This is a genomic window from Caproiciproducens puteiluti (genome assembly GCF_052442865.1).
Taxonomy (GTDB): domain Bacteria; phylum Bacillota; class Clostridia; order Oscillospirales; family Acutalibacteraceae; genus Caproiciproducens.
In genome coordinates this window covers 2,324,164-2,337,583 of sequence record NZ_CP194790.1, presented here as the reverse complement: position 1 = coordinate 2,337,583, position 13,420 = coordinate 2,324,164, and the positions used below count along the sequence as shown (strand labels likewise).

Sequence of the window (13,420 nt, the reverse complement as noted above, 5' to 3'; positions counted from 1 at the left end):
TCCCGCGGGATGCATCCTTTTTTATTTGTTGGCTTTCTGCCTTTTAATGACCTTCAGGCGGGAAAACTCTTCTCTGTCCTTTTCTTCCAGCGCGTCGGAAATGAATTTTACGGTTTCCTCAAAGCGGGGAATCATAATATTCTTCAGCGCGTTGGCACGCTTTTGAGTCTTTTTGATTGCGTCCGCCAGCCGGTAAACGCTGTTTTCCACCTCTGCCAGCTCTGCGGTCAGCCGCTTTACTTCGTTGAATTTCATATAGGCGTTGTCAAGCATAATATTGGTGGAATTCAGCCCGAACGGAATCGGCGCACACACCGTATCAATCGAAACCATGGGAATTTCCACCCCCATGACGCTTCTGTAGGCCACGTTCAGGTTGTTGTCGAGCGGTACCGTGCGGGACAGCTCGTTGCAGATGCCCAGCGTGATGTTTGCTCTCTGCAGCGCGGCGTAAGCTTCGTCGTAGGTATCGTCAATGACGCTCTGGATTTTTGCGGCGCGCTCAATCAAAGCCATCATTTCACGGATTAAGATGTTGCGTTTACGGTCCAGAAGATCAAAGCCGGTGCGCGAAAGCGCAAGGGTCTTTTTGGTAGCGAGCAGATTCCCTTTTGTGGGGACGATCTGGTTGCTCAATGCGGCTCACCTCCTTTTGGGATTACTCCTCCGGGGTTTCCTGTTCGGTTTTCTCAGGTTCCTGGGCTTTGCTGTAGTATTTATCGAGAATCGCGTCATCCACACGGTCCAGTTCCCCGCGCGGCAGCGTGGAAAGCAGCTTCCAGCCCAGGTCAAGGCTCTGGTCGATCGTGCGGTTTTCATTGAAGCCCTGGTTGACGAACTGGGATTCGAACAGCCTGCCGAATTCAATATATTTCTTATCCACGGGCGAAAGCTCTTCTTCGCCGATAACCGACGCCAGGGAACGGGCGTCCATCACCTTCGCGTAGGACGCGAAAAGCTGGTTGGAAAGCGCGGAGTGATCCTCGCGCGTGTAGCCCGCGCCGATGCCGTCCTTCATCAGACGGGAAAGGGAGGGCAGTACGGAAACCGGGGGATAGAAGCCGGAGCTGTCGAGCGAACGGTCCAGAACGATCTGCCCCTCGGTAATATAGCCGGTCAGGTCGGGGACAGGGTGGGTCACGTCGTCGTTCGGCATGGTCAGAATCGGAATCTGCGTGACGGACCCCTTCTTGCCGCGAATCATTCCGGCCCGTTCGTAAAGGGAAGCGAGGTCGGAGTACAGGTAGCCCGGGAATCCTTTTCTGCCAGGAATTTCGCCCTTGGAGGAACTGAATTCACGCAGCGCCTCGGCATAGGAGGTCATATCCGTCATAATGACGAGAATGTGCATCCCCAGCTCAAAGGCGAGATATTCGGCGACCGTCAGCGCGCAGCGCGGGGTCAGGATTCTTTCAATGATCGGGTCGTTCGCGAGGTTCAGGAACATAACGACCTTCTGCAGTACGCCGGACTCGTCAAACGAGCGGCGGAAGTATTCGGCAACGTCGTTTTTTACACCCATGGCGGCGAAAACAATCGCGAAGTTGCTGCCGCTGTCGTCGCTGATCTTCGACTGTCTCGCGATCTGGACGGCGAGCTCGTTGTGCTTCATGCCGGAGCCGGAAAAGATCGGGAGCTTCTGGCCGCGGATCAGCGTCATCAGGGTATCTATGGTAGAAATGCCGGTGTTAATATAGTTTTTCGGATATTCTCTGGAGACCGGGTTGATCGGCGTCCCGTTGATATTGGCTTTTTTCAAGGGGAATATTTCGCCGAGCCCGTCGATCGGGCGGCCGGAACCGTTGAACACGCGGCCCAGAATTTCCGGGGAAAGCGGCATCTCCATCGGATGCCCCATCAGCCGCGTGCTGGTATTGTCAAGGGAAATGCCGCGGGTGCCTTCAAACACCTGAATCACAACGCGGCTGCCTTCCATCTGAACAATTCGTCCCCGACGCAGCGTACCGTCGTTCAGGCGGATATCGACGACCTCTTCAAACGAGGCGTTTGCGACATCGTCCAGAACGATCAGAGAGCCGTTAATTTCTTGTAAGCCGATATAATCAAGAATCATGGCGTAACCACCTTCTTAGGTAAAATTAGTAGTTTCATCCGGGCGTCAGGAAGCGAGAAGTGAGGAGAGAGTCCGGTCTATTTCGTTTATATAGTCGTCGAACATTTCCATCTTGTTGTTGGGAATGTCGTATTTCATCTTTACCAGCTTGTCAAACAGCCCGGACTGTACAATGCCGGAAATCGGCACGGATGCGGACACAAGCTGCTTTGCCTTTTTATAGAGATATAGGATTACTTTCATCATCAGCTTCTGCTTTTCAAGGGGAACAAAGGTGTCTTCCGCGTGGAAAGCGTTTTGCTGCAGGAAACCGACTCGAATAATCCTGGCGATTTCAATAATCAGCTTCTGGTCGTCGGGCAGAACGTCCGAACCGATCAGCTTGACAATTTCCATCAGCTGGTTTTCTTCCTGCAGGATTTTATTGATCTCTTTGCGGTATCTGATAAAGTCTTCGCCCACATGCTCCGCGTACCACGGATCCAGATCGGTGAAATATTCACTGTAGCTTTGGGTCCAGTTGATGGCCGGGTAATGTCTTGCGTAAGCAAGGGCTTTGTCCAGCGCCCAGAAGCAGCGGGTAAAACGTTTTGTGTTCTGTGTGACGGGCTCGGAAAAGTCGGAGCCCTGCGGGGAAACGGCGCCGATAATGGTAATGGAGCCGTCCGTGCTGTTCAAATTTTTAACCATGCCCGCGCGCTCGTAGAATTCGGAAAGGCGGCTGGGCAGATAGGCCGGGAAGCCTTCCTCGGCGGGCATTTCCTCCAACCGGCCGGATATCTCGCGGAGAGCCTCCGCCCAGCGGGAAGTGGAGTCCGCCATGATGGCAACATGATAGCCCATGTCGCGGTAGTATTCGGCAAGAGTGATTCCCGTGTAAATGGAAGCCTCGCGCGCCGCGACGGGCATGTTGCTGGTGTTCGCGATCAGTACGGTCCGGTCGGTCATCGGCCTGCCGGATTTCGGGTCGATCAGTTCCGAAAACTCATCCAGAACCTGGCTCATTTCATTGCCGCGCTCGCCGCAGCCGACGTAGATAATGATATCGGCGTCGCACCATTTGGCAAGCTGATGCTGCGTCATGGTCTTTCCGGTTCCGAAACCGCCCGGAATTGCCGCCGTGCCTCCCTTTGAAATGGGGAAGAGGGTGTCTATGACACGCTGACCGGTAATCAGCGGCACTTTTGTCTGTAAGCGCTCGGTTACCGGGCGCGGCACGCGGATCGGCCAGCGCTGGCATAGGGAAAGCCGGTGTGTTTCCCCGTGTTCATCCTGCAGCTCCACAATGGGATCGGCTACTTTGTATTTGCCGTCTGCGTTTACCTTTGTGACCATGCCGGAAAGAAGCGGCGGCACCATACACTTATGCTTGATGATGGTTGTTTCCGGGCATTCGGCGTAAACGTCGCCGCCCTTTAACCGGTCGCCCTCTTTTACGGTGACCGTAACGTCCCAAAGCCGGTCCTCATCCAGAGCGGACACATTGCTTCCGCGGGCGATAAAGGCGCCGGACTGTTCCGCAATGCTTTTCAGCGGACGTTCGATTCCATCGAAAATATTGTCGATAATTCCAGGGCCGAGCGTAACGTTCATGGGGCTGCCGGTACCGGAAACAGGTTCTCCGGGCTTCAGTCCCGTAGTTTCTTCATAGACCTGAATGGTAATAAATTTATTTGTAATGCCGATTACTTCGCCGACCAGGTGTTCATTCCCGACATATACCATTTCCATCATGGAAAAGCTGCGCGAGTCCTTTACGGTTACGACGGAACCGTTTATTCCGAATATTACATCATGATTCTCCATCTCATTCATCTCCGTTATAACAATTGGGTACAGGCTCAAACAATAGCCATCCCCGAGTTTTCTGCAAACCACTCGCGCTGGTCCTCCAACATGGAATCGAGCGTTATGTCCGCGGCAATGCCCATCCGGGAATTGTAGGCGCGGATTCCGCCGATATGAATGTCGGGGCTGATCTGAAAAGTACAGTCTTTTCCAAAAGCTTCTTTTATCAGCTCCTGATAGGTCTCGTCTTCTTTTTTAATGCAAAGGACAGTGCCGGGTGTTGTAAAGGTCCCCGAAAGCTCGGCCGCGAATTTTTTCAGCAGAGAGGAATAATCGCTTTTCTGCGTAAATTCCGTCAGCGCGTTTTTGGCGCGCTCAAAAACCTTCGCAGTGATTTTCTGGCGTTGAGCCAGAAGCTCCTTCCGGCCTTCCATTTCACGCTGGGCCATTTCACGGGAAATCCCGTTGCGCATCTCCGCCATTTCCTTTTGGATCAGCCGGTATGCTTCGGTCAGCACCTCCACCTCGGCTTCATCCAGCTCTTTTTGCTTGAATTCCGCCACTTCCCGCTCAATCTTTTTACGCTGTTCCTCCGCGTAGTGATTGATGGCAAGGTAGAATTTATTCATTTTATCATCGTTGACAGCCATGATTGAATCCCCCCGTTCCGCCGTAATTGCGGCTTAAATTTTCAGCCCGATGGCCTCGCGGACATAACGGGTAATCGAATCCTTCGTACGGCCGTTGCCGTGTCTGTCCGGAATTTCCAGAATAAGCGGGCGCTTTTGATTGAGCTTTAAATCATAAATCAGATCGGGGCAAAGGGAAAGAAGGTTCTCCGTTATCAGAATAACGGCGACATCTTCCATTGCCATGGCCTCCTTCAGTACCTTCTGCACCTCGGCGGTTTCATGAACCACCACACCGTCAATCCCGGCCAGACGCAGCCCAACCTGCGTATCCACATTGTCGCTTATCAGATAAAAGCGCATAGGCAATGCACCTCAGCTTTCGATCAGTTAAACCTTGTTCAGAATCAGAATGGAAATCAGCAGGCCGTACAGAGCGATACCTTCGCCCAAAGCCACGAAGATCAGCGCCTTACCGAATGCCTTCGGATCTTCGCTGGTCGCGCCGATAGCGGCGGGAGCCGCCGCGGCAACGGCAATACCGCCGCCGATGCCCGCAAGGCCGGTAACGAGGGCGGCCGCAATCAGGCCCATTCCCGTAGAATTGTCAACAGCTCCGGTTTCAGAGGAGGACGGTTTGGCGGGAGTATCGGAAGGAGTGGTGGCGGAAGCCACGACAGGAATCGCAAAGGTAAGAACACAAACCGCCATGAAGGCCAAAAGCTGTGTCGCTACGGTACTGCGCACTTTTTTTCCGTTCTTAACGGAACGGACGGAAAGGATCACCGAAGCAATCAAAAACAATACAGGTAAGCAAATTAATACGAAATTCATGATAGTACCTCCATCAAATATCTGATTGATATGGTTATCGTCAAAAAGCATTACTGCTCTCTGCGAACAACAACAGGATTGAACGGGCGGCCTCCGCCGTCGAAGAAACGGCTGAACATCTCATAGAATTCAAGCCTCAATACCTGAATTCCCACAAGCAGACCTTCCAGGGCCATAACGAACACGTTGCCGATTATTACGACCAGAACATATCCAATGCCGCCGGACATCTCGGCAAGCGTAAACACAACCAGCATCATACCTGCGTGAACAAGCACAAAAGCGCCTACGCGCAGAAAACTCATGGTGTTTGTCGCAAAGCTCAGCAGGAATTCAAACACCTCAAAAAAGTTCTGCATGATGAAATCGCCCCATTTTTCGGGCTTCCAGTCCGGCCTGCGCTCCACTAAACCGCCGAGCACTTCGCGGAAGAACATCACTGCAATCGGCAGGATGATGAAACAGACGACATAGGAAGGGGTGACGATCTGCCAGCCAAACAGCATCTGTCCGCCGAAACCGAACACCAGCGACGTATAGAAAATGAAACCGGCGACCCCGTTGGGGCCGAACAGAGCGTTTTCATAGTGCTTTCTCTTCAGGGAAGAGTAAATATTGATTAAGATAGCCAGCATGACCAGCACCACGCCGATTCCCACTGCAGAATAGATAATCGTGTTGGTAGTGGCGGGCTTCATCACTTCCACCGGCTTTTCGGCAAAGCCGAGCGCACGGTACACCGGGTCGAGCGCGTTCTCAAAGCCGAATACCGAACCGAAGACCAGTCCGAAAACAGCGGAAGAAAAGCCGCAGGGAATCAGGATTCTGCCAAGCTTCATCTGCTTCTTTTTCCACATGTACCAGCCGATCAGGGAAACGCAGAGCCCCTGGCCAAGGTCGCCGAACATGATGCCGAACAGCAGGAAATAGGTAATGGCGACAAACGGGGTAGGGTCGACTTCATCGTAACACGGAAGCCCGTACATATCGACAAAAAATTCAAAGGGGCGAAACACCTTCTTGTTTTTTAACTCTACGGGCGGGGAGTGAATCAGTTCTTCCTCGGCTCCCTCAAAGGTGTAATTCAGGGAATCCACCTTGTCGAGCTCTTTTTTGAAACGGTTTTCCTGATTTGCCGGAATCCAGCCGGTCAGAATAAAATTATCGTTGTAGCGGGCGGCATAGCGCCGGATCCCGAAATAGACGGATTGCTCGGTCAGCCAGGAATAAACCTTCCGGCACATCGTCTTTTCCTTTTTCCAAAGCGCTTCAAACTGTTCGTCGATACGCTTGAGCCGCTCTGTTTCCGCATCGCGTTTTTGGCGAAGCGTTTCCACACCCGATTCCGGGCTGCCGGTCAGTTCCGTCAGGCGCGTCCTTTCGAAATAGAGACTGGAAAAGATCCGGTCGACCTCGCTGACCATATCAATGGGCGAAAAATAAACCCCCCAGTAATGAGTCGCATCGCTCGTAGACGGGAAAAAGATAACATATGGATTTTGTTTGTAAGAATTCAGTTTTTCATAGCTTTCTTTTGGAAGAGAGCCAAACCGAACCTTAATGTACTTGCAGGCGTGAATCTGATCCAGATCCAGCTCAAGGCCCACAAAATGACTGATTTTTTCTATTTCGCCGCTATATTCCTGAATCTTGAGCTGTGCGTCCGAACGTTCCTTCTGCAGACGGCTGAAAGAAGACGATATATAGTCAACATAATCGTTCATCTCTTCGCGGCTCATCTTGATTCTGGAAACTTCGGCGGCGCTCAAAAGGGTAAGTTTCTTTTTGGAACCCACCATAGCGTCGGTAAGCTGCTGCAGGGGCTCGGAGTAAGGGTTTTCTTCATTCAACGGGGAAAAATCGGAAGTATCGGAGTAAAATGACAGAGCGTTGTCCGGGTGAAATGCACACGATTTTCCGCACAGCGCGGTAGCTTGATCCAAATCGTCCATTCTTCCTATTATACTGATCACTTTCACTTTTAAAACGGCCAAATATCAATCACTCCTTTCATTGAAATGATAGACTACAAGCAATTTTACAATCTCTTCAGGAGGTAATTTGTATCTGATTCCCTCGACAATCGTAATGATGTCCCTTACTTCCGTTTCCATAATAAAGGTATACGAAATCATCACAACCGACGGATGGGTGGAAAAATGAATATCGTGCCGACAGGTCATATACTTTACCCGGCTGGAGATTTCACCGGCATAGCTGTGTTCAATTTTCAGAAAATGCTTGCCAACGGTGGTCTGTTCCATCAGCTTGGTCACAGCGTCGGCATTCTCCGCTTCAATCATTTCGTTCAGGATTCGTTTGTTTATGTTTCCGAACGGCAGGAGAGAACTCCGGATAAAATCCGGACCCGCATTGTATGAAGTTTTTAGACGGATCATGCGGGCATAATTAATCAGGTCAATATAAGAGTTGAAAATGTCACGGAGCTGTCTTGCGGTTTCCCCATGGGTATAGCGGTCGATTACCTCAAAAACACTGTTGTATAGATAGGTGTACAGCGTATTTTCAATTCCGGTATAATTGATCGGAATTCCTTTAATTGGCTTGAAACCTTCCAGAAGCTTTTGGTATGGCGTGTGGCTGAGCGCACTGAGCAGGTCGTCGTAGCTTTTGATCTGGCTGAGCGACGTCAGGTTAATGTGCGTGTGCCGGGTCAGATACATTGGCAAAGAGAACAGGTAATCCTCCGGCGTGCCGGCTTCCAGTAAAAGGATGCTGTGAAGAATCTGCTCGATTTCGCTGCGCATGATCGGATACTGGGCAAAATGATCGCCGACGGATATTTCATATCTGCACAAAGAAGCATAATCCTCAAAAAGCTTCTGTTTCAGCTTGGCCTCAAGCTGACCGCGGTGGACGCTGTTTTGGTCAATTCCCGCGAGCGCCTTGCTGTAAACCGTCCGCGTTTTCAGGTAGCTGGCGACTTCCCCCACGCTCTGGCATGCCAGCAATTCCCTGTAATTCTGTTTTGTAAGGCGCCTTCCGTACATGGCGCGCGCTTTTGACAAAATCGCATTGGAAGAAAAAGTGGAAAGCATTTTTTATCACTCTCCTAATACGCGCGCAACGATTGCATTTACCCAAGTGTCGCCGTTTTTGGCGTAAAGGTCGTCAAGCTTTGAAGAAAGCTCGACGATTTTCTTCTTTTTTTCATTCCATTCGGTCTCGGCAGCCGCGCGTTCGCTCGGTTCGTTCAGTGCAATCCGTTTTCTGGCCCTTTCCAGATAATCGTTTCGAATCTGTTCCCGTTTTCCCGCGACTTCCTTTTCGGAGCTGACTTTTTCCCTCTGGGCCGCGTCCGTGATCTCCCTGGCCTGACGGTCCATTTCGACAATCTGTTTAATCAAATCCTGCATTTGACCGCGCCTCCTCGTGGCGAAATAAACAATTTATTTCAAAATATTTGTAAACATATTACATACTCGGCGATTATCTATTATAGTCCTGTTGTGCGGCTTTTACAATGTGCAATAATACGCAAGGAGCGGCTTTGTTTTTTATAAAATTATACATTGTGTTTAAATTAGCAGAAAAACGAAGAACCTTATAAAATGGTATTTCGATCTAATTTTTAAGGCTCTGCATCGGTGCGGGAATCCTTCCGCCGCGCTCTATAAATTTCAAAGGGGAGTACCGGTTGACTTCCATCACGGGGCCGCCGCCCAGAAGACCGCCGAAATTCAGCTCTTCTCCGGCCTTTTTCCCGATAGCCGGAATGATGCGCACGGCGGTGGTCTTAGAGTTGACCATGCCGATCGCGGCTTCGTCCGCAATAATGGCGGAGAGAATTTCCGCGGGCGTGTCGCCCGGGACCGCGATCATGTCCAGACCTACGGAGCACACGGCGGTCATCGCTTCCAGCTTGACGATGCTCAGCGCGCCGCACCGCGCGGCGTGGATCATGCCCGCGTCCTCCGTCACCGGGATAAACGCGCCGGACAGCCCGCCTACATGGGAGGACGCCATCACGCCGCCCTTTTTGACGGCGTCGTTCAGAAGGGCGAGGGCGGCGGTCGTGCCGTGCGCGCCGCAGCACTCAAGGCCCATTTCTTCCAGAATATACGCCACGGAATCGCCCACGGCCGGAGTCGGCGCAAGGGAAAGGTCGACGATGCCGAACGGAACGTACAGCCTGCGGGAAGCTTCCTGCGCCACCAGCTGGCCCATGCGTGTGATTTTAAACGCCGTTTTCTTAATGATATCCGCTACCGCCGTAATGTCGCAGTCGCCGGCCTTTGCCAGCGCCGCGCGGACGACGCCGGGGCCGGAAACGCCCACGTTGATCACGCAGTCCGGTTCGCCCGCCCCGTGGAAAGCACCCGCCATAAACGGGTTGTCCTCCGGCGCGTTGCAGAAAACGACCAGCTTGGCCGCGCCGATGCAGTCCCGGTCGGCGGTGGCCTCCGCCAGCTCGCGGATGATTTTGCCCATTTTGGCTACGGCGTCCATGTTGATGCCCGCCTTGGTCGTTCCGATATTGACGGAGGAGCAGACGAATTCCGTCTCGCTCAGCGCTTCCGGAATGCTCTTGATCAGGGCGTAGTCGCCGGGCGCGAATCCCTTGTGAACCAGCGCGGAATAACCGCCGATGAAGTTGACGCCGGTCGATTTGGCGGCGCGGTCAAGGGCTTTGGCAAAATGCACAGGGTTGTTGCCGGGGCACGCGGCCGCGACCATCGCGATGGGGGTAACGGCAATTCTTTTGTGAATGATCGGGATGCCGTATTCTTTGCTGATATCTTCGCCGGTTTTTACCAGATTACCCGCGTAACGGCAAATTTTATCGTAGATTTTATCGCAGGATTTATCAATGTCCGAATCGACGCAGTCCAAAAGGGAAATCCCCATTGTAATGGTGCGCACGTCCAGATTTTCATTGTCAATCATGTTGATGGTTTCCAGTATGTCGTGGGAGTTGACCATTGCTTGTCCTCAGACCCTTCTTTTATATAATGTAGGCTTTTATATCCGGTGCATGGAGTTGAAGATATCCTCGTGCATGACGTGGATGGTCAGGTTCATATCGCTGCCGATTGCCGTGAGCTTGTCCGAAAGTTCGCTAAAAGGGACGGTGGATTTTGAAATATCGACCATCATGATCATGGCGAACAGGTCCTGCAAAATGGATTGTGTCACTTCGACCACGTTGACGCCGTTGTCGGCGCAGATCGTAGAAACCCGGGCAAGGATGCCTACCATATCTTTGCCGATGACCGTAATTACCGCACGCATAGTTATTACCTCCAGATGAATATTGTTTACAGCATTTCCAGTCGATTCTGGAACAAGTTTGCGTTTCTCCCCCGCCTCTGGCGGGGGAGAAACGCGTTTTGTCTCGCGAACTGAAACGGAATTGCTGCAGGAAAACTTACACTTCATTATGAACGACATTTGAATTCTTGTCAATAGAAGCCGTGGGGCGCCTGAAGTAGTCAATCTGTTCAAACATAGGCCCTTTTACCGGGTGCAAAAATATTGATGATTGACCTATAAATATACAGCGTTTTATGATACTATGTTATATTAATAAGGTAATTTGAAGCAATTCGTTTTTTACCGGGAGGAAATTTATGAAATATCATTATATATCGGACAGCCATGTCCATTCCGACTGTTCCCGCGATGCCAACGACCCGACCATGATGATGTGCGAAAGCGCGGTGCGGCTCGGGCTTTATTCCATCACCATGACGGACCATTGCGAATGCAACGTCTACCGGGAGGAAGAGTACGACAGAAGCATCCGGCAGTCCTACTTTGAAGCGCGAAAGGCGGGCGCCGTTTTTCACAGCCGACTGCATGTCTATGCCGGAGTGGAGCTCGGACAGCCTGTACAGGACACTGCCGCCGCGGACGATGTTCTCGGCTCCTGCGATTTCGATTTTGTGCTTGCTTCCGTGCACAGCATTAAAAACAGTGTGGATTTTTACGATTTGGATTACAGTTACGCGGACGTCGACGATGCCCTGGAAAGATACTTCGACGAGATTCTGGAAGTAATCGAATGGGGAAAATTCGATTCGCTTGCCCACTTGACCTATCCCTGGCGGTATATTGTCGGCGAACACAACATCAGAATCGACAATCAAAAATTTGAAGGAAGAATAGACGAGGTGCTGAGAGCGCTGATCCTGAAGCACAGGGCGCTGGAAATCAACACTTCGGGCCTGCGCCAGAAAATCGGCACGACCCTGCCGGATCTGCCGGTGCTGGCCCGTTACCGCGAGCTGGGCGGCAAGCTGATCACCGTCGGCTCGGACGCACACCGCTGGGCCGACGTGGGGGGCGGGGTGGAAAAGGGGCTCAGCCTTTTGCTTGCCGCGGGCTTCCATCATTTTACCGTCTATCAACATCATATACCTAAATTTTTACCGATATCTTAAATTCATGAAAAATTTTGGGAGGAATTATTATGGACCGTTTACTGAATCTTTTGGATGAAAATGCACGCCTGAGCACCGAACAGCTGGCCGTTATGCTGAACAAGACCCCGGACGAGGTCGCCGACGCGATCGCCGATTACGAAAAGCAAGGGGTTATCAGGGGTTATAAAGCGCTTATCAACTGGGAAAAAATCGATGAGAATAAAGCAAGCGCGCTGATCGAGCTGCGCGTATCGCCGAAACGCGACCGCGGCTTTGATGAAATTGCCAACCGCATCATGCAGTTTGACGAGGTGGAAAGCGTTTACCTGATGTCCGGCGGCTATGACCTGGCGGTCAAGGTGCACGGCAAAAGCATGCAGGAAATCGCCATGTTCGTTATGCGCCGCCTGTCCACGCTCGACTCCGTCCTTTCCACAGCCACCCACTTTATCCTGACCCGCTACAAAGACGGCGGCGTCATCCTCAACTCCGAGGATGAGAAGGACGAGAGAAGGAGTGTTCTGTGTGATTGATTACCAGTCCGTGCTCAATAAGGAAATCAGACAGCTGAAGCCGTCCGGAATCCGCCGCTTTTTCGATATTGCAAACGAAATGGAGAACGTGATCTCCCTGTCCATCGGCGAACCCGACTTTTCCACGCCCTGGCATGTCCGCCAGGAGGGAATCAAATCGCTGGAGGACGGCAAGACGTGGTATTCGCCGAACCGCGGATTTATAGAGCTGAGGGAAGAAATCTGCCGGTGGCTGAAGCGCCGCTACCATATTGAATATGAGGCAAAGACGGATGTCGTCGTGACGGTGGGCGGCAGCGAGGCGATCGATCTGTGTATCCGCTGCCTGATTAACCCCGGCGAGGAAGTGCTGATCCCCGAACCGAGCTTTGTGTGCTACCGTCCGCTGACGGAAATGGCGGGCGGCGTGCCGGTCACGATCGAAACGAAGCAGGAGGATCAATTCCGTCTGACCGCGAAAGCGCTGCGGGAGAAGATCACGCCGAAAACGAAGCTGCTGATTCTTCCGTTCCCCAACAACCCGACCGGTGCGGTCATGCGCCGCAAGAATCTGGAGGAGATCGCCGAGGTCGTCCGGGAAAACGACCTGCTGGTGCTGTCGGACGAAATCTACAGCGAGCTCACCTATGGCGATACCCGCCACGTCTCTTTCGCCGCGATCGAGGGGATGAAGGAACGCACCGTTGTCGTGAACGGTTTTTCCAAAGCGTTTGCCATGACCGGCTGGCGCCTCGGCTATGCCGTAGGGCCGAAGGAAATCGTCGGGCAGATGACGAAGCTTCATCAGTACGGCATCATGAGCGCACCTACCATGGCGCAGTACGCCGCGATCGAAGCCCTGAAAAACGGCGACGGCGACATTGATGAAATGCGGGAACAGTACGATATGCGCCGCCGGCTGATTGTAGACGGTTTCAATTCCATGGGGCTGACCTGCTTTGAACCGGAAGGGGCTTTCTATGTGTTCCCCTGCATTAAGAAAACGGGAATGACCTCCCAGGCTTTCTGTGAAAAGCTGATTTACACGGAGCATGTCGCGGTCGTTCCGGGCGACGCTTTCGGCAGCTGCGGGGAAGGGTATGTCCGTGTGTCCTATTCGTACTCCATTAAACATATTACGGAAGCAATGTCGCGGATCGGCCATTTCCTGAAGAGCTTATAAGGTCGGAAGAGGAG

14 protein-coding genes are annotated in these 13,420 nt (G+C 52.2%); 3 read left to right on the top strand and 11 right to left on the bottom strand.

The genetic code is table 11. The features are described from left to right. Positions 1-21 precede the first annotated feature (21 nt). From ACRQU7_RS11435 to ACRQU7_RS11385, 11 genes are all read right to left on the bottom strand, one after another. The gene (locus ACRQU7_RS11435) at positions 22-636 is read right to left on the bottom strand and encodes a V-type ATP synthase subunit D (protein WP_038324656.1); all 615 of its coding nucleotides are present in this window, start codon (positions 634-636) and stop codon (positions 22-24) included. Positions 637-658: 22 nt separating this feature from the next. After that, complete coding sequence (locus ACRQU7_RS11430; protein WP_444640958.1) at positions 659-2,074, bottom strand: V-type ATP synthase subunit B; 1,416 nt, start codon at positions 2,072-2,074, stop codon at positions 659-661. A 45-nt stretch (positions 2,075-2,119) separates the two neighbouring features. Further along, a complete protein-coding gene (locus ACRQU7_RS11425; protein WP_444640956.1) occupies positions 2,120-3,880 on the bottom strand; it encodes a V-type ATP synthase subunit A in 1,761 nt (586 codons plus the stop codon). A gap of 35 nt (positions 3,881-3,915) precedes the next feature. Then, positions 3,916-4,512, bottom strand: a complete 597-nt coding sequence (locus ACRQU7_RS11420) for a V-type ATP synthase subunit E family protein (protein ID WP_038324651.1) — start codon at positions 4,510-4,512, stop codon at positions 3,916-3,918. A gap of 33 nt (positions 4,513-4,545) precedes the next feature. Then, on the bottom strand, positions 4,546-4,854 hold the full coding sequence (locus ACRQU7_RS11415) for a V-type ATP synthase subunit F (protein WP_038324649.1): 309 nt from the start codon (positions 4,852-4,854) through the stop codon (positions 4,546-4,548). 27 nt (positions 4,855-4,881) lie between these two features. Continuing rightward, positions 4,882-5,325 (bottom strand): ATP synthase subunit C, encoded by a 444-nt coding sequence (locus tag ACRQU7_RS11410; RefSeq protein ID WP_038324648.1) that lies wholly within the window; start codon positions 5,323-5,325, stop codon positions 4,882-4,884. 50 nt (positions 5,326-5,375) lie between these two features. Then, complete coding sequence (locus ACRQU7_RS11405; RefSeq protein WP_444645588.1) at positions 5,376-7,277, bottom strand: V-type ATP synthase subunit I; 1,902 nt, start codon at positions 7,275-7,277, stop codon at positions 5,376-5,378. A 45-nt stretch (positions 7,278-7,322) separates the two neighbouring features. Next, the gene (locus ACRQU7_RS11400; RefSeq protein WP_444640953.1) at positions 7,323-8,384 is read right to left on the bottom strand and encodes a V0D/AC39 family V-type ATPase subunit; all 1,062 of its coding nucleotides are present in this window, start codon (positions 8,382-8,384) and stop codon (positions 7,323-7,325) included. A gap of 6 nt (positions 8,385-8,390) precedes the next feature. Further along, complete coding sequence (locus tag ACRQU7_RS11395; RefSeq protein ID WP_444640951.1) at positions 8,391-8,702, bottom strand: hypothetical protein; 312 nt, start codon at positions 8,700-8,702, stop codon at positions 8,391-8,393. Positions 8,703-8,910: 208 nt separating this feature from the next. Further along, complete coding sequence (locus tag ACRQU7_RS11390) at positions 8,911-10,269, bottom strand: PFL family protein (RefSeq protein WP_038324644.1); 1,359 nt, start codon at positions 10,267-10,269, stop codon at positions 8,911-8,913. A gap of 39 nt (positions 10,270-10,308) precedes the next feature. Next, positions 10,309-10,578 carry an ACT domain-containing protein gene (locus ACRQU7_RS11385; RefSeq protein ID WP_444640949.1) on the bottom strand — a complete coding sequence of 90 codons (270 nt, stop codon included), beginning with the start codon at positions 10,576-10,578 and terminating at the stop codon, positions 10,309-10,311. A 338-nt stretch (positions 10,579-10,916) separates the two neighbouring features. Here ACRQU7_RS11385 and ACRQU7_RS11380 point away from each other — a divergent pair, with 338 nt between their 5' ends. From ACRQU7_RS11380 to ACRQU7_RS11370, 3 genes are read left to right on the top strand one after another with little or no spacing between them, the layout of a single operon-like run. Next, complete coding sequence (locus ACRQU7_RS11380; protein WP_444640947.1) at positions 10,917-11,729, top strand: histidinol-phosphatase HisJ family protein; 813 nt, start codon at positions 10,917-10,919, stop codon at positions 11,727-11,729. 29 nt (positions 11,730-11,758) lie between these two features. Beyond that, the gene (locus ACRQU7_RS11375; protein ID WP_038324641.1) at positions 11,759-12,244 is read left to right on the top strand and encodes an Lrp/AsnC family transcriptional regulator; all 486 of its coding nucleotides are present in this window, start codon (positions 11,759-11,761) and stop codon (positions 12,242-12,244) included. Next, positions 12,237-13,406, top strand: coding sequence for a pyridoxal phosphate-dependent aminotransferase (locus ACRQU7_RS11370; protein WP_444640944.1), 1,170 nt, complete (start codon positions 12,237-12,239; stop codon positions 13,404-13,406). Before ACRQU7_RS11375 ends, ACRQU7_RS11370 begins: the two co-directional genes overlap by 8 nt. Positions 13,407-13,420: the final 14 nt, after the last annotated feature.

Bases quoted from the DNA above. Each gene is read 5' to 3' on its own strand.
- ACRQU7_RS11395 (WP_444640951.1), bottom strand. From the start codon at position 8,702: ATGCAGGATTTGATTAAACAGATTGTCGAAATGGACCGTCAGGCCAGG.
- ACRQU7_RS11425 (WP_444640956.1), bottom strand. From the start codon at position 3,880: ATGGAGAATCATGATGTAATATTCGGAATAAACGGTTCCGTCGTAACC.
- ACRQU7_RS11420 (WP_038324651.1), bottom strand. From the start codon at position 4,512: ATGGCTGTCAACGATGATAAAATGAATAAATTCTACCTTGCCATCAAT.
- ACRQU7_RS11400 (WP_444640953.1), bottom strand. From the start codon at position 8,384: ATGCTTTCCACTTTTTCTTCCAATGCGATTTTGTCAAAAGCGCGCGCC.
- ACRQU7_RS11430 (WP_444640958.1), bottom strand. From the start codon at position 2,074: ATGATTCTTGATTATATCGGCTTACAAGAAATTAACGGCTCTCTGATC.
- ACRQU7_RS11385 (WP_444640949.1), bottom strand. From the start codon at position 10,578: ATGCGTGCGGTAATTACGGTCATCGGCAAAGATATGGTAGGCATCCTT.
- ACRQU7_RS11415 (WP_038324649.1), bottom strand. From the start codon at position 4,854: ATGCGCTTTTATCTGATAAGCGACAATGTGGATACGCAGGTTGGGCTG.
- ACRQU7_RS11375 (WP_038324641.1), top strand. From the start codon at position 11,759: ATGGACCGTTTACTGAATCTTTTGGATGAAAATGCACGCCTGAGCACC.
- ACRQU7_RS11380 (WP_444640947.1), top strand. From the start codon at position 10,917: ATGAAATATCATTATATATCGGACAGCCATGTCCATTCCGACTGTTCC.
- ACRQU7_RS11405 (WP_444645588.1), bottom strand. From the start codon at position 7,277: ATGGACGATTTGGATCAAGCTACCGCGCTGTGCGGAAAATCGTGTGCA.
- ACRQU7_RS11410 (WP_038324648.1), bottom strand. From the start codon at position 5,325: ATGAATTTCGTATTAATTTGCTTACCTGTATTGTTTTTGATTGCTTCG.
- ACRQU7_RS11390 (WP_038324644.1), bottom strand. From the start codon at position 10,269: ATGGTCAACTCCCACGACATACTGGAAACCATCAACATGATTGACAAT.